Below are 14,233 nucleotides of genomic sequence, written 5' to 3' on the forward strand. Positions count from 1 at the left end.
ATTAGTCAATGAACTTGCTGCGATATGAATATTTTTTGCCATAAGCAAATGCTTAATATGTTGTAGTTGCTCAGATGTTTTATAGCGCAATATCTCATTAAAATAGATATTAAGCATTTCATAAATAATATCTTCATGTCGCAATAGGTGGTAAATACCTTTCGCAAACCGAATATCTTCGGTCTTTTGCTGCAGGCAAACATCTTTATATTCATCGGTAAAGCAGGAGGTGTAATAGAGCAAGCGTCTGGCACCAGCGCCTGTCATCTCAATCTGATTTAATACGGCTTGCTTAACGCCTGAAACAGCGTGATCGAGTTGATTAGCTAAAATGTTATTTTGTTGTAAATATCTTATCACCTGATAGCTGTATGGCATTGCTCATTCCCTCGAACCATTCATCCCTGATTTATGTCTCACATTATCTGGCCGTTCTTTTTATGTAAATATGGTTAACGCTTCAGTAATGCGCTTGATCAATATAACCTGAAAGATGTCCCGTAATTGTGTGATCGGTTTATTCACATAGCGCTTAAATAGGTTACCTTCGGTTCTTTTTGATGAATTGTCGGAATATGAAAAAGGGATTTCAGGAAAGAGCGATTAACGCCGCAGGCATGATAAAGGCCTCTGCTACCTGTCTGCTTTTTAGCCGCGGTCAAACGGTGAAGCAGGCGTTAATCGCCTGAAGGGTAATGGCTCAATCCGGGGGGCGCGTTGCAGCAGATAGCATTGCATTGTCAGTTGCACACAGCGCTTAAAAGATGTCCGGTAACGGGACTGACTAAATAGCGCACCGGCGGTGAGTGATTCGGTAACTTTAACTCCGGCGTTTTAAACATGTACACAGACGCAGACGTGTTTAAAAACGGTTACAAAAGGGTGCTCAAAAACCCTCGAAATACCAAGCGTGCGAATACGTTACTGTTATAGTTGCTTTTTAAATGGGAGGAACTATGAGTGATCTGATTGATATTTTCACAAGTCACAAATGTGAACGCAGTTTCACTGAGCAACCCGTTGATGAGGCTGTACTGGATCGGATTATCAGTACCGCTTACCGTGCGCCAACATCGGTCAACTCGCAGCAGGTTTCTGTTGTCATCACGCGTGACGCAGGCCGTCGCGCGGAGATCGCCGCGATTGCGGGGGGTCAGCCGTGGATTGCTAAAGCACCGGTGTTCATCACCTTTGTACTTGATATGCATAAATCTGCCGTAGCGATGTCTGCGGTCGATCAGCAGCAAATCGCGCATCAGAGCATCGAAAGCATCGTCTCTGGCTCAACCGATATCGGGATTGCGCTGGGCTCTGTGATGGCTGCCGCGCGCGCAGAAGGATTAGGCATTGTGCCAATTGGCGGGATCCGTCGCGATCCACAGGCGATGATTTCATTGCTGGATCTGCCGCCGCTGACGTTCCCTGTGGCAGGTGTGGTCATTGGTCATGTTGATGAACCCGCTCATCAGAAACCCCGTCTGCCGCTGGCGACCTTCCGCCATGATGAGACCTATAAAACTCAGGGGCTGGAGCAGCAGATTGCCGCTTATAACGATGAGATGGTGCAGCACTGGAAAAACATCGGCCGCAACGATGGCGAAAGCTGGAGTGCAAGCGTCGGTGGTTATTACAAAAACATCTACTTCCCGGCTGTGCTGCCTGCACTGCTGAAGCAGGGTTTCGGCACCGATAAATAAGCCGCGCATTTACCGCGAAACACGCCAGGGCCACCCGTTTCCAGATACGGGTGGCCTTTTTCATTTTGTTACTATAACGAAATGTGACTTTCCTCGTTGTAACACATAATTTCCTTTTTAACCGAAGCGCTATTGCCTTTAACACTTACCTTCCAGGGAAATAACATGTCACAGCGTTCTCTCTACGCGCTCTGTTTGATGAGCTTTTTTCTGGCCGATGTTCGCGATGGGCTGGGGCCATTTCTGGGCATCTTTCTGACGGAGCGACACTGGCGTCCCGACGAAATCGGTCTGGTCATGACCTGCGGCGGCATCGCCGGGTTACTGGCCACGCTGCCTGCCGGGATCGCGGCCGACGCCACCCGACACAAGAAAATGATTGTGCTGCTGGGTTGTCTGGTGATCACGGTCGCCACGCTGTTGCTCTGGTACAGCAATCAGACCTGGACCGCCATGGTCTCACAAATCGTAGCGGGAATAGCGGCGGCCTTTATCGGCCCGACCGTGGCGGGCATCACCCTGGGACTGACCGGCCAGCGCGGCTTTAACCATCAGATGGGTCGCAATGAGGCCTTTAACCACGGCGGGAATACCATCGCCGCACTGCTGGCGGGATTTTCAGCCTGGTACTGGGGAATGGGCGCGGTCTTTATTCTGATGACGGTGATGGCGCTCTTCGCTGCTGTTGCCACGATAGCGATTCGCGGCGATGAGATCGATAACGACGTTGCCCGCGGTTACGAGCAGAATGAAGAGCGTGAACCCGCGCCGCGCTTATCGATGTTGATACGCAAACCGGCCCTGCTGGTGGCCGGTGTGACGCTGCTGCTGTTTCATCTTGCCAATGCCGCGCTGCTGCCGATGCTGAGCATGCGCGTCGCCTCGGCAGGCGGTCAGGCAGCGGTCAGCCCTGGCCTCTTTGCTGCGGCAACGGTGGTGATCTCGCAGCTTGTGATGATTCCGGTGGCGCTATGGGTCTCTAAACGGGTCGAAACGCACGGCTACCGACTCTTTATTATGGTCGCCCTGATGATCTTACCGCTGCGCGCGGTGATTGCGGCGGGCTTTGCCGCTCCCCTCTTTGTTATACCGGTTCAGGTACTGGATGGGGTGGCAGCCGGGATCCTGGGGGTGGCGGTGCCGGGTTATATCGTCTCTCTGCTGCGTGGCTCCGGCCATGTTAACGCCGGGCAAAGCGTGATTATGCTGATGCAGGGAGCGGGCGCTGCGCTGAGTCCGGCCATGACGGGCATGATCGCCGCGCGTTACTCCTACAGCACCGCCTTTGCTGTTCTGGGCGTGATCGCCCTGGCGGCGCTGATTTTATGGTGGCGCACCGGCAGCGCACCAGCCGCACGCCTCGCCTGACCGACACAAAAAAGGCTGCCCGTTGGGCAGCCTCTTCTGGCAATTCCGTTTGCGACCATCCGTTATTTATACAGTTCTGCGGTCATATGAACACGGTTGTTGGTGTTCGCTTCGGTGATTTTGTATTGCGCGCCCTGTTCCTGTGCCTGAGCAGCGATTTTTGACTCTGCGCCATCCAGTGTTGAGGAGGTCACAGACACGCTCTGCGCGAAGCTGCCAGATGAGATCAGTGAAAGGGTGGCGAGAGCGGCAATTGAAAGTGCTTTTACGTTTTTCATGGTCATATTCCTGTTTATCAATGAGGAGGATGTGTGCCTCCGATGGGAATAATAATAACCATAGTTACCATATCAATATTAACTATTAGTGCGGTAATCGTGATCATGCTAACTAGTTGTGCCGGGTTGCGCTCATCTCAGGCTGGTGAGAGAACCTTTGCAGAGAGTCTGATACGCCTATCCGGCAGAAAAACGAAAAGAATAGTGATGAACTATAATGGGTTGCGGATCACCGAATATTAAGCGGTAAATTTCAGTGATTCCTCAGAGTCCGTCACGACTGACGGACAAAACAGAAGAAGGCGCGATTAACATCGGGTATGACGCGCCTGAACTCTTAACCTGAAACGCTTACAGGGAGCGGACATGAAGATTCTGATGGTTTTGACCTCACATGATGAGCTGGGTAATACCGGCAAGAAAACCGGTTTCTGGCTGGAAGAGTTTGCCGCACCTTACTATGCCTTTCTTGACGCGGGTGCAGACGTAACCCTGGCATCCCCACAGGGAGGACAACCTCCGCTCGATCCTAAAAGTGATGAAGCTGACTCTCAGACCGCGGATACCCGTCGTTTCCATAGCGATTCGGCTGCGCAGGCGGTGCTGGCTTCTACCCACAAACTGGACAGCGTGAGCCCGAATGCCTTTGACGCTGTGTTCTATCCGGGCGGCCATGGCCCGCTATGGGATCTGGCAAATGACAAACACTCCATTGCACTGATTGAGCAGACCCTGCAGGCTGGCAAACCGGTAGCACTGGTCTGCCACGCACCAGGCGTATTGCGCGATGTGAAAAATCCGGATGGCACGCCTCTGGTTAAGGGAAAGAAAGTCACGGGATTCACTAACAGTGAAGAGGAGGGCGTTGGCCTGACCGACATTGTGCCATTCCTCGTGGAAGACGCGCTGAAACAGAATGGCGGTCTCTATTCACGGGGAGAGGACTGGCAGTCCTACACTGTCCAGGATGGTCTGCTCATTACCGGGCAGAACCCGGGCTCCTCTTCTGAGACCGCGAAGGTTCTTCTGGCGAGTCTGAAAAAATAGCGTCGGGTCTTTCACAGGGGCGTCTGTCGCCGCCCTTGTGATCGCCTTTTAATCCTCTCTGTCAAAATAGTTACCGGCCGAATTATTCAGGATCAATATATCGATTATCACTCCATGAAAAATTTCCGGAGCACTGAAGATATAAACATGGGTTAAATTCCAGTGTTGACATTATTTATATCAGAGGTAGATTAAGAATTATCAGCGGCATGAAAGTGCCCTGACACACCGGGAATTAACGGTGTTATCGGTGTCGATGGACTTATTCGCTTAAGCTGTCGGCGGTTCTGTTAAACATTGTTGTCATCAGCTCTTTTGAGTTAATCACAATCCTGTTAAATCGAGTCGTAGTAACGCACTGAGAGATAAGCAGTATTGCATCGCGATGATGTAAGGCCTCGTAGTTCTGAACGTGACTTGACGACGGTTACGGTTGCGGATTACACGTCGTAATGAATGTAAGGCAACGCATCAAAGAGTATATATCGCGATGGGGGTGTGCAGATTTATACGGGCCTGACCTGTCTTTGTCTCACGAAAGACTCTCAGGTGGTTGAGACCGTTAATAATAGTGACATTCTGTAACCGTGTTCATTATTATCCGCAGAATCTGTTCATAAATAGCTGTACCAAAGTTGTTCCTGTTAATTAAGTTAGTTAATGGTAAATGTTAAATCAGTAGTAACCTAAAAGCCTTGGCTGTCTCAGTCAGGGCTTTTATCTTTCTTTCAGGCATTTAATCGACTCTTGCTCAGTGACCCTTCTCTGTCAATGTGAACGATCCGGCTCTGTGACAATCCGATGACAATTTCCGGCTATGGATGGCAATTCAGCCAGTCTGGTCCATAGTGAGTATTTGCCGGCTGGTTTATACATTTATCTGCGCCCGGTTCGGGTGCCTGTCCAGAGAGGGTAACATGTCTGCAGAATCTCCAGAGGATATTGCCAGCGATCTGTCTCAGTTCGTGGGTACGCACTTTGTCTATACCTATGATAATGGCTGGAAATATGAGTGGTACGCGCGCAATGAAACCACCTGTGACTACCGCATTCATCAGGGGCTGGTGGGCGGCCGCTGGGTGACCAACCAGAAGATGCACGCGGTTCAGTTTGCCCCGGGCATCTACAAAGTAGACTGGCATGAGCCGACCGGAACCTGCGTCAGCCTGCTGTTCGATCTTAATCGCACTCTGCTGCATGGGACCATCTTCTTCCCGCAGTGGATTGCCGGAGAAGGTCAGCATCCTGAAAAAACTATCTGCTATCAGAATGACTTCATTGAGGATATGCATCGCTTCCGCGACGAAGGTCCCGCTTACCCCTACGTGATTATTCCTGAGTTCGCTAAGGTCACCTACATGAAAAATGAGGGGCCGGATAATGATGAAGTGATCAATCTGGCACCCGGCCAGATGCCTGCTGACTATTTTGATGACAAGTAAGTGGCCGGGCTACCCGCCCTGAGAGGCGGGTAGCCGGTTGGGATAAGAACCTTTATCCCGCGGCGTGAATGTCCGCTTAAGGAGGCGTCACGGCCGACTGCCGGGCCAGCGTGCGGGCCAGAATAGATGAATAGAGCGGTTTGCCTCCCAGGAACTGCGCCAGAAGCGTCGCGCCCAGACAGGTAATAATCATCGGTAAGATCAACTGATAGTTGTCGGTCATCTCCAGCACCAGCACGATACCGGTGAGAGGTGCTCTGACCGAGGCCGCAAACAGTGCACCCATCCCTGCGATAGCGAACGTACCGGGCTCCAGTTGATAGAACGGAAAGAGATCGGTCATCGCCCCACCAAACGCGGTACCCAGCAGAGTTCCCAGCGCCAGCATCGGCGCAAAAATACCGCCCGGCGCACCTGAACTGAAACAGAGCAGGGTGGTAATCAGCCTGACCAGAAAGATCAGCAGCAGCAGCGCGAAGGGGAAGACGCCATGCACAGCCTGGGGGATCAGTTCTGAACCGCCACCCGCTCCTGGGGCGAACAGCAGCGCCAGAATGCCACAGCCGCCCCCTAACAAGCCCCCCGCCAGTACAACCCGTGCGGTTTTACCGGCGTAGAAGCGGGCAAACATATCCTGCGTCAGAAAAATCAGGCGATTAAACAGTACACCAACCATCCCGATAATCATGCCCAGCACCAGGTAGAGCCACAGCGTCTGCACCGGCGCATCCGCCAGTTTGCCTACGGAGATGACCGCCTGTTCGCCGTTAAAGCAGCGAAAGACGATGCTGGCCATAATTACGCCGGTAAATACGGCTTTAATGGATATCAGGTTATAGCGGAATTGCGGACGCATCTCTTCAATAATGAACAGAATGCCCGCCAGCGGCGCGTTAAACGCCGCTGCCAGACCGGCCGCCGCACCGGTTGCCAGCAGCGTATGCCGCGCCTCATTGCTGCGCATCCCGAGAATATCAATCACCATCCGGCCGATATTGCCGCCCAGCTGCACCGTCGGGCCTTCCCGGCCCAGTACCATTCCGGCACCCAGCGTGCCCATACCACCAAAAAATTTCACCGGAATCACCCGCCACCAGCGCACCGGCCTCAGCTCCTCCAGTGCCCCTTCAATTTCCGGAATACCGGAGCCACCGGCTTCGGGGGCGAAGCGTCTGACCAGAAAATAGCCGACCATCGCCAGCAACGCCGAGATGGCAAAGGCGGCCACATAGAGTGGCCAGCCCTGAAAGTGGGCGGGTATCAGTGTGTCGGCGCGCCATTGCTGAATAGCCTCAACGGCGCGGGCAAAGGCTACCCCGGCCAGGCCAACCAGCGAACCGACCAGCGCAGCGCAAAACAGCATCGCCAGCGGCGTCTTATCACGGTGGAGCAGGGCGCGGAACATCCGGCTGCGTGCCGCGATGGAGCGGGGAACATAAACCGGTTGCGGTATTTCTTCATTCATTGAGAGGGATTCTTGTTCAACCAGACCAGCGTTCCAGTGTACTGAGAGATAAGGTGAAAACAAACGTCAGGATCAATTTCAGCTGAGGAAAGCGGCTATTTCGCCTGCGGTGGACAAACCACTTGCGCCATGCGTTCGCGGTAGGCTGGCGTATCCTGATTTTTCAGGGCCTGAGCCGCGGCAATCAACGTTGCATGGTTCTGCTGATCATGAAGAAACGTCTGGCGCAGGGTTTCGTCGGACGTGGCGGACGGCAGTGAACATTTCTGCCGCAGATCGTCGGTGATCTGCTGCTGGCGCAGCGCAAACTTCAGTGTGTCATAGGGCGCGGCGATAACAATCAGCGGGACTGACATTAGCAGAACGGAGAGCGTGATTCGGATCGGGTTCATACTGATCTCCTGACGGCGGATGACAGCAGGCTGTCCTCCGCAGTTTTTCAGTAGGTGATTAATCACCCAGAGTGGTAAGCCTGAGCAGAGCACTATCGACCGACTGCGGCGTTGTCGCCACGGTTGACGCAATAATCATAGCAATACTGGCGTGACAGGGAGCCGACATGCAGCCACATTCTACTGAAATCCTCACCGCTGACTGTTGTATTGTCGGGGGCGGCCCGGCTGGCCTGATGCTGGGCTATCTGCTCGTCCGGGCAGGCGTGCGCGTGGTGGTCATCGAAAAGCACGCCGATTTTCTGCACGATTTTCGCGGTGACACCATCCACCCCTCTACGCTGGAAACGATGCACCAGCTCGGCCTGCTGGAGGCATTTCTCACGCTGCCGCATCAGCGGGTCGAAAAGCTGGAGGCGGAGATTGCCGGCCAGAAAGTCACCATGGCCGACTTTTCCCGCCTGCCGGTTCAGTGCCGCTTTATCGCTTTTATGCCGCAGTGGGATTTCCTGAATTTTATTGCCGATCACAGCGCCCGATATCCGGGCTACACTCTCCTGCGGTCAACGGCCTTTGAGTCGCTTAATGAGGAAAATGGCACGGTCAGTGGCGTCACGGCACTGCGCGGAAATCAGCGCATTCATGTCCGCTGCAAAGTGGTGGTGGGTGCGGATGGCCGACATTCTCAGGTACGCGCAGCGGCAGGGTTGACCAGTCAGGCTTTTGGCGCGGCACGGGATGTCATCTGGTTCCGTCTCAGCAGGCAGCCGCACGACCCTGATATGGGCGTGGGGCACACGGGACCGCGACGAAACTTTATCGTTATCGATCGCGGTGACTACTGGCAGTGCGGGCTGACTATCCCCAAGGGGGAGTTTGACGCGAAACAGGCCGCCGGACTTGATGCGTTTAAAGCGGAGATTGCGGCCCTGTCACCTTTTGAAGCCGCGCGAATGGCGGAAATCGAGGACTGGACGGCGTTTAAGCTGCTCTCTATCCGCATTGACCGGCTCGATAAGTGGGCGAAGCCTGGCGTGCTCTGCATTGGCGATGCGGCGCATGCAATGTCGCCCATAGGCGGGGTGGGTGTGAATCTGGCGATTCAGGATGCGGTGGCGACGGCGAATATTCTGACTGCGCCGCTTAAAGCCGGTGAGCTGCAGCTGCGCGACCTGGAAAAAGTGCAGAAGCGCCGTCAGTTTCCTACCGTTGCCACGCAGTTTTTGCAGATCAAAATGAGCCGCAAAAAGAGCAAAAAGAAAACCGGTGGCAGCAGTCGCATTCCCGGGATGATCGGTCGGCTGCCTTTTCTGAAGTTTATGGCCGGTCGCCTCATCGGACTCGGGTTCCGGCCGGAATCGCCGCAGGTTGCACGTGGTAAGGACAATAAATGATTTCGACAGCGTTCAGATATCATGCGACACTGTTTCGCTGTGGAATTACTGTCAGATTGAGCCGCTATTTATCTGATAATTGGGCGCTAATTGAGCATTAAGCAGCGAAATTATTTCGAATTTTGCGCCTGCATAGGAGAGGTTTCGTGCATAACGAGCAAAATGGCAGTGACGTAAAACGACTGAGTGCTATTAAGGCACTGCTGTCACCGGATGAAACCCGGGATGAGGTGCTGGAGAGATTTGTGAATCTTGCCAGTGAGGTCCTGGGTATCTCAGGCAGCTTCATTTCGATTATTGACGACCATAATCAGTATATTAAAGCCTCTCGCAACTTCGATCTTCAGCAATCGACCCGGGATGAGTCACTTTGCCGCCATGTGATTGATGGCGAAGGCCATCTGGTGGTGGTCGACACCCTGCTGGATGAGCGCTTCGTCACCCACCCGTTTGTAGAGGGCGATCCGCATATCCGTTTCTACGCCGGTGTCTCGCTGCAGAATCTTGAAGGTTCGGTACTGGGAACCCTCTGCGTCACGGATACCGAGCCTCACCCCTTTACCGACGAGAAACTGACGGTTCTGCGCTCACTGGCAACGCTGGTCACCTCGTTTCTGGATGCCTGGAACAATGCGGGCTTTGCCGATGTCATCACGCATCTGCCGAATCGTCCACGCCTGCTGCGCGATATTCAGCAGCTGACCCTGACCGCACCGCACAGCCGCTTTCGTCTGATCCTGATCGACTGCATCGACATTATTCGCGCGTATGAGCTTTCACGTGCCGTCGGGATCGCACCGATGGAGAAACTGCTGAAGCAGATGGCAGAAGATGTCGCTCACCGGCTCAATCTGACTGAAAACGAAACGCTCTACAGCTTTGCACCGGGCCGCTTTGCCATTATTCAGCCCTGGTCTGGTCGCTACACTGCGCAGAATATGATTGACCTGTTCACAGGCCTCAAGGCCGACCTGGCCGAGAACATTACGCTCGATCTGGATGTTCACACCGGCGAAACCGAATTTGTGCCGTCGCAGATGGATGCCAATGAAACGGTGCGTCAGGCAGTGAGCGCGCTGCACGAAGCGATTGATGAGAACATCAGCGCGATGGTGTTTGATGAGAGCTACGATACACGTCGCACCGATGACTTTATGATCATGAACGATCTGGCGCAGGCGCTGCATAAAGATGAAGAGCTTTATCTCGCCTGGCAGCCCAAAGTCTGCCTGAGAACCGGCAAAACCGTCGGGCTGGAGGCACTCATCCGCTGGAATCACCCTGAGCGGGGTGAACTTTTTCCTTCAGAATTTATTCCGTTAGCGGGTAAAACGAATCTGATTTCCGACCTCACCAACTGGGTCATCGATCACACGATAGAGCAACTGGCGCGCTGGAATCGCGAATACGATCTGATTCCGGTCTCCATTAACGTCAGTGAACGTGATTTCTCAAAAGCAGATTTTGCCGACAACCTGCTGGCGAAATTGACGGCCGCGCAGCTCCCGGCCTCGATTATGGGTATTGAATGTCTTGAGAATGAACTGATCACCAAAAGCGATGTGGGGATCAAGGGGCTGGAGGCACTGAAATCGCACGGCTTTGTCATTTCACTGGATGATTTCGGCGTAGGCTACAGCAACATCAGCTACCTGCAGGATATCCCGCTGGATGTGATCAAAATCGATCGCTCCCTGATCTCGCGCATGGGTGAGGATGAGGCATCTAAAATCATCGTCAGGTGCATTATTCAGATGCTGAAAGAGCTCAACTACACCGTTCTGGCGGAAGGGGTAGAGACCGAGTCGACGCTGGCACTGCTGAAAAGTTACGGCTGTGACGAAATTCAGGGTTACTTCTTCTCAAAACCGCTGCCCGCCAGTGACATCGAACACTGGCTCTATCAGAAGGTCCGCTAGGAAATCGGCCCGCGCCGCACGCTGCGGGCCGGTCTCTTATTCGCTGTCAGTGGCGTAGCGATCAACCGGGGTCATGCGTTTAATCAGCTGGTTATCGAAGAGAAATTGTTCATAAGCCTGATAGCGTGCGCGATCCAGTTTTGCCGGATCGGCGGCGAACAGCGGCAGCGTCGCCATCCATGACTGGTGATTCAACAACGTATTCAGTTCCGGATGGGCGAGGGCAAACTGTTGCCAGCTCGCTTCAGGCTGGGCCTGTAACGTCGCATTTCCCTTCTTCAGTGCCCGCAGAAATTTTCTGATCTTTTCTGAATGCGCCTCATCCCGATGGGCAACGATGATCAGCTCGTCATAAGCCGGAACGCCATAATCCTCAACGTTAAACACCATCGGATCTTTCCCCTGATCTTTCATCTCCAGCGCTTCGATGTTGCGATAGCCACCGATCACCGCATCCACTTTTCCGGTCAGCAGGGCGCTGGTGAGCTGAAAGTTGACGTTAATCAGCGTCACCTGATCGGCCTTTACTCCTTCATGGCTCAGCATGGTCGCCAGCGTCGCCTGCTCAATACCGCTGACGGAATAGCCGATGCGTTTGCCTTTTAACGTCCCCGGACTCTTCATCGATCTGTCGAGTGTGATCAGCGTATTCAGCGGCGTATTGATCAGGGTGCCGACCCGCATCAGGGGCAGGCCCTGGTCGGCGAAGAAATGCAGCTGAGGCTGGTAAGTGATGGCTAAGTCTGCCTGCTTTGCGGCCACCAGGCGCGGCGGCAGCGCCGGATCGGAAGGGGGAATAATGTTGACCTCCAGCCCCTCTGCGGCAAAGGCGCCGGTCTGTTGTGCCACCATGATCGGCGCGTGATCGGGATTGATATACCAGTCGAGCACCAGCGTCAGTTTTTCCATTGCCTGAAGGGGAGTGGCGAAGGCGGCACCCAGCAGCAGGGTAAAGAGCGGTATTTTCGTCATACTTTTTTCTCGTCAGTTAAGGTCATTAATCCGTTTCGGGGGCCCAGCTAATCAGGCGACGGAGCAGGAAATCGATGAACAGCCATAGCAGCAGCGTCATCAGCACCAGAATGAACAGGGCGGCAAAGCAGAGATCACTCTGCATCCGGGCATTGGCATTCAGCATGACGTAGCCCAGTCCTTCCGCTGAACCGACCCACTCTCCGATAATGGCGCCAATCGGGGCCACCGCGGCCGCCATCCGTAAACCGGACCCCAGCGCGGGCAGTGCCGCCAGCAGCCTGACATGACGCAGCTGAGCCGCGCGTGAGGCGCCCAGCGTGCGGGCCAGATCGAGATAGCCGGGCGGGACGCGACGCAGGCCATCAAAAAAGGCGGAGGTCACCGGGAAAAAGATCACCAGCACCGCCATTGCGACTTTGGCGCTCATCCCGAAGCCGAACCAGAGCACCAGCAGGGGCGCCAGCGCAAACACCGGGATCGCCTGGCTGGTGATCACCAGCGGCATCATCCAGCGCTGCAACCGCGGCGAAAAGGACATCCCCAGCGCCAGCAGGGCGCCCAGCAGCACGCCCAGTGCCATGCCGCTGAGGATCTCCGTCAGAGTGATGAGGCTGTGCTGGCTGAGATAGCGGGCGTTCTGCCAGAGCGCGGTGGCGACCGCCGGGGGTGAGGGCAGCAAAAAAGCGGGGACGGAAAGGGAAACGAGCCACCACAATCCGATGAGGCCCGTAAAAAGCGTCACACCCCGGCGTAGTCCGCCAGATCGTTGTCCTGACGTCATCCTGCTAACCTGCTCAGCTGATTCAGCAGGGCAGCCTGACTCCGGATGACGCTGACATCCTCTGCCGCCCGTGGAGGCTGCCCCTGGAGGGAGGGAGAGGCTTCGATACCCGTCGGGCCGATTACCAGCAGATAATGACTCAATCGACAGGCTTCTGCGGCATCATGCGTTATCAGCAACACGGTGTGCCCGGCCAGCACTTCCGCGGCCAGCGTCTGAATCTGACTGCGGGTCAGGGCATCCAGCGCAGAGAAGGGCTCATCCATCAGCACCACGGGCTGGCGGGTATAGAGGGTGCGAGCCAGTGCGGCGCGCTGACGCATCCCGCCGGAGAGCGTCGCGGGCCGAGCAGTGGCATAACGACTCAGACCGACACGCGCCAGCAGGTGCTGCGCCCGCTCACGATCCGGCTTCTCCCCGTTCAGGCGGCTGGCCAGACAAACGTTCTGCTCCACTGTCAGCCACGGATAGAGCAAGTCCTGTTGTCCCATCCAGGCGATGCGTCCGGTCAGCGGCAGGCCATCACTGCCGCTGACCTGGCCGGAGGAAGGCGGTAACAGACCGGCAATCACCCGCATCAGACTGCTTTTACCCACGCCGCTCGCCCCCAGCAACGCTGTAAACTGGCCACCCGCGATCTCCAGAGTGAGCTGGCTGAAGAGCTGCTGCTGACCCAACCTGAGTGACAGCTGACGGATTGCGATACCAGGCGGCGCCGAACAGGCTGAAGCAATCATGGGCGGACCTGCAGACTGGCCGCATGATTCAGTCCCATCTGCCAGAACGCGGATTCCAGCCGTGTGGCGGTAGTAAAAATCTGCGCCAGTGAGGCAAAACGCTGCTCAGCCGCACGCTCGCCCGCCAGGGTTTCAAACAGCGAAAGGGCGTTGCGAACGCCGTTCAGATAGGACTCATCGCAGTAGTTTTCTATCCACGCCGCATAAGGATTACCGCTGAAGCGGGTTGCAGGATCCTGTAGCAGGGTCAGACCCGTTTCAGCGTACCCGGCGACACAGGGCATCAGCGCGGTCAGCAACTCCAGCGCATCGCCGCTGTGACCCACATCCAGCACATAGCGGGTGTAGTTGAGCGTTTCCACCGCCTCCGGTTCGCTCGCCATTGCCGCTTCGCTGATGCCCCACTGCTGGCAGTAGTCCAGATGCAGCGGCAGTTCGCTGACGATGGCGTTGAGCGACGCCGTCGCGCTGCGCAGGGCATCCGGCGCGGAGAGCTTGCTTATCAGCAGGCCCCAGGCGCGGGCGAAGTGCAGCAGAAACAGATAATCCTGGGTGAGATAATGGCGAAACGCGGCGGGGGGCAGCGTACCCTGACCGAGCTGTTGTACAAAGTTATGTGCCACATAGGCGTGCCAGTGAGGGCCAGCCTGCTGACGCAGACGACCGTAAAAGCCGGTTTCGAAAAGCGGATGTGTCATCAGATCTCCTGTCACAATGGAGATCCGGGCATACGGGCTG

At 55.1% G+C, this 14,233-nt stretch carries 13 protein-coding genes and 1 pseudogene; 6 read left to right on the forward strand and 8 right to left on the reverse strand.

Annotated features, from left to right (window positions below; genetic code table 11):
* Nucleotides 1-378, reverse strand: a pseudogene (locus FJW00_RS00970) (hypothetical protein); the annotation flags it as partial.
* Nucleotides 379-956: 578 nt separating this feature from the next.
* Between FJW00_RS00970 and FJW00_RS00975 the strand changes: the two are divergent.
* On the forward strand, nucleotides 957-1,697 hold the full coding sequence (locus tag FJW00_RS00975; protein WP_140922812.1) for a nitroreductase family protein: 741 nt from the start codon (nucleotides 957-959) through the stop codon (nucleotides 1,695-1,697).
* Between the two features lie 165 nt (nucleotides 1,698-1,862).
* Nucleotides 1,863-3,065, forward strand: coding sequence for an MFS transporter (locus FJW00_RS00980; protein WP_046102768.1), 1,203 nt, complete (start codon nucleotides 1,863-1,865; stop codon nucleotides 3,063-3,065).
* Nucleotides 3,066-3,127: 62 nt separating this feature from the next.
* Here FJW00_RS00980 and FJW00_RS00985 read toward each other — a convergent pair whose 3' ends face one another.
* Nucleotides 3,128-3,343, reverse strand: coding sequence for a YdgH/BhsA/McbA-like domain containing protein (locus FJW00_RS00985; protein ID WP_140922814.1), 216 nt, complete (start codon nucleotides 3,341-3,343; stop codon nucleotides 3,128-3,130).
* 366 nt (nucleotides 3,344-3,709) lie between these two features.
* Between FJW00_RS00985 and FJW00_RS00990 the strand changes: the two genes are divergently transcribed.
* Both FJW00_RS00990 and FJW00_RS00995 read left to right on the forward strand, forming a co-directional pair.
* Entirely contained in the window at nucleotides 3,710-4,390 is a 681-nt protein-coding gene (locus FJW00_RS00990; protein WP_058957080.1) for a type 1 glutamine amidotransferase domain-containing protein, read from the forward strand.
* Nucleotides 4,391-5,307: 917 nt separating this feature from the next.
* Nucleotides 5,308-5,832: a phenolic acid decarboxylase gene (locus FJW00_RS00995; protein ID WP_009092833.1), complete on the forward strand. Its 525-nt coding sequence runs from the start codon at nucleotides 5,308-5,310 to the stop codon at nucleotides 5,830-5,832.
* A gap of 76 nt (nucleotides 5,833-5,908) precedes the next feature.
* On the opposite strand, the gene clcA is transcribed toward FJW00_RS00995, so the two are convergent.
* Both clcA and FJW00_RS01005 read right to left on the reverse strand, forming a co-directional pair.
* The gene (gene clcA / locus FJW00_RS01000; protein WP_140922816.1) at nucleotides 5,909-7,297 is read right to left on the reverse strand and encodes a H(+)/Cl(-) exchange transporter ClcA; all 1,389 of its coding nucleotides are present in this window, start codon (nucleotides 7,295-7,297) and stop codon (nucleotides 5,909-5,911) included.
* A gap of 95 nt (nucleotides 7,298-7,392) precedes the next feature.
* Entirely contained in the window at nucleotides 7,393-7,689 is a 297-nt protein-coding gene (locus FJW00_RS01005) for a YicS family protein (protein WP_140922818.1), read from the reverse strand.
* Between the two features lie 167 nt (nucleotides 7,690-7,856).
* On the opposite strand from FJW00_RS01005, the gene FJW00_RS01010 reads away from it, so the two are divergent.
* Nucleotides 7,857-9,083, forward strand: a complete 1,227-nt coding sequence (locus FJW00_RS01010) for an FAD-dependent oxidoreductase (RefSeq protein ID WP_140922820.1) — start codon at nucleotides 7,857-7,859, stop codon at nucleotides 9,081-9,083.
* 146 nt (nucleotides 9,084-9,229) lie between these two features.
* A complete protein-coding gene (locus FJW00_RS01015; RefSeq protein ID WP_046102763.1) occupies nucleotides 9,230-11,002 on the forward strand; it encodes a sensor domain-containing phosphodiesterase in 1,773 nt (590 codons plus the stop codon).
* Between the two features lie 36 nt (nucleotides 11,003-11,038).
* On the opposite strand, the gene FJW00_RS01020 is transcribed toward FJW00_RS01015, so the two are convergent.
* Genes FJW00_RS01020 through FJW00_RS01035 form a run of 4 tightly spaced genes read right to left on the reverse strand, consistent with a single transcriptional unit; the run spans nucleotide 11,039 to nucleotide 14,193 of the window.
* Nucleotides 11,039-11,974, reverse strand: coding sequence for an ABC transporter substrate-binding protein (locus FJW00_RS01020; RefSeq protein ID WP_140922822.1), 936 nt, complete (start codon nucleotides 11,972-11,974; stop codon nucleotides 11,039-11,041).
* Between the two features lie 25 nt (nucleotides 11,975-11,999).
* Nucleotides 12,000-12,758: an ABC transporter permease gene (locus FJW00_RS01025; RefSeq protein ID WP_140922824.1), complete on the reverse strand. Its 759-nt coding sequence runs from the start codon at nucleotides 12,756-12,758 to the stop codon at nucleotides 12,000-12,002.
* Nucleotides 12,755-13,495 carry an ABC transporter ATP-binding protein gene (locus FJW00_RS01030; protein ID WP_140029348.1) on the reverse strand — a complete coding sequence of 247 codons (741 nt, stop codon included), beginning with the start codon at nucleotides 13,493-13,495 and terminating at the stop codon, nucleotides 12,755-12,757. Before FJW00_RS01030 ends, FJW00_RS01025 begins: the two co-directional genes overlap by 4 nt.
* A complete protein-coding gene (locus tag FJW00_RS01035; RefSeq protein ID WP_140922826.1) occupies nucleotides 13,492-14,193 on the reverse strand; it encodes a TenA family protein in 702 nt (233 codons plus the stop codon). The genes FJW00_RS01030 and FJW00_RS01035 overlap by 4 nt, the downstream gene beginning before the upstream one ends.
* Between the last annotated feature and the right edge of the window lie 40 nt (nucleotides 14,194-14,233).

The organism is Pantoea anthophila (assembly GCF_006494375.1).
Lineage (GTDB): Bacteria > Pseudomonadota > Gammaproteobacteria > Enterobacterales > Enterobacteriaceae > Pantoea > Pantoea anthophila.

Bases quoted from the DNA above. Each gene is read 5' to 3' on its own strand.
- FJW00_RS00975 (WP_140922812.1), top strand. From the start codon at position 957: ATGAGTGATCTGATTGATATTTTCACAAGTCACAAATGTGAACGCAGT.
- FJW00_RS00980 (WP_046102768.1), top strand. From the start codon at position 1,863: ATGTCACAGCGTTCTCTCTACGCGCTCTGTTTGATGAGCTTTTTTCTG.
- FJW00_RS00985 (WP_140922814.1), bottom strand. From the start codon at position 3,343: ATGAAAAACGTAAAAGCACTTTCAATTGCCGCTCTCGCCACCCTTTCA.
- FJW00_RS00990 (WP_058957080.1), top strand. From the start codon at position 3,710: ATGAAGATTCTGATGGTTTTGACCTCACATGATGAGCTGGGTAATACC.
- FJW00_RS00995 (WP_009092833.1), top strand. From the start codon at position 5,308: ATGTCTGCAGAATCTCCAGAGGATATTGCCAGCGATCTGTCTCAGTTC.
- clcA (WP_140922816.1), bottom strand. From the start codon at position 7,297: ATGAATGAAGAAATACCGCAACCGGTTTATGTTCCCCGCTCCATCGCG.
- FJW00_RS01005 (WP_140922818.1), bottom strand. From the start codon at position 7,689: ATGAACCCGATCCGAATCACGCTCTCCGTTCTGCTAATGTCAGTCCCG.
- FJW00_RS01010 (WP_140922820.1), top strand. From the start codon at position 7,857: ATGCAGCCACATTCTACTGAAATCCTCACCGCTGACTGTTGTATTGTC.
- FJW00_RS01020 (WP_140922822.1), bottom strand. From the start codon at position 11,974: ATGACGAAAATACCGCTCTTTACCCTGCTGCTGGGTGCCGCCTTCGCC.
- FJW00_RS01025 (WP_140922824.1), bottom strand. From the start codon at position 12,758: ATGACGTCAGGACAACGATCTGGCGGACTACGCCGGGGTGTGACGCTT.
- FJW00_RS01030 (WP_140029348.1), bottom strand. From the start codon at position 13,495: ATGATTGCTTCAGCCTGTTCGGCGCCGCCTGGTATCGCAATCCGTCAG.
- FJW00_RS01035 (WP_140922826.1), bottom strand. From the start codon at position 14,193: ATGACACATCCGCTTTTCGAAACCGGCTTTTACGGTCGTCTGCGTCAG.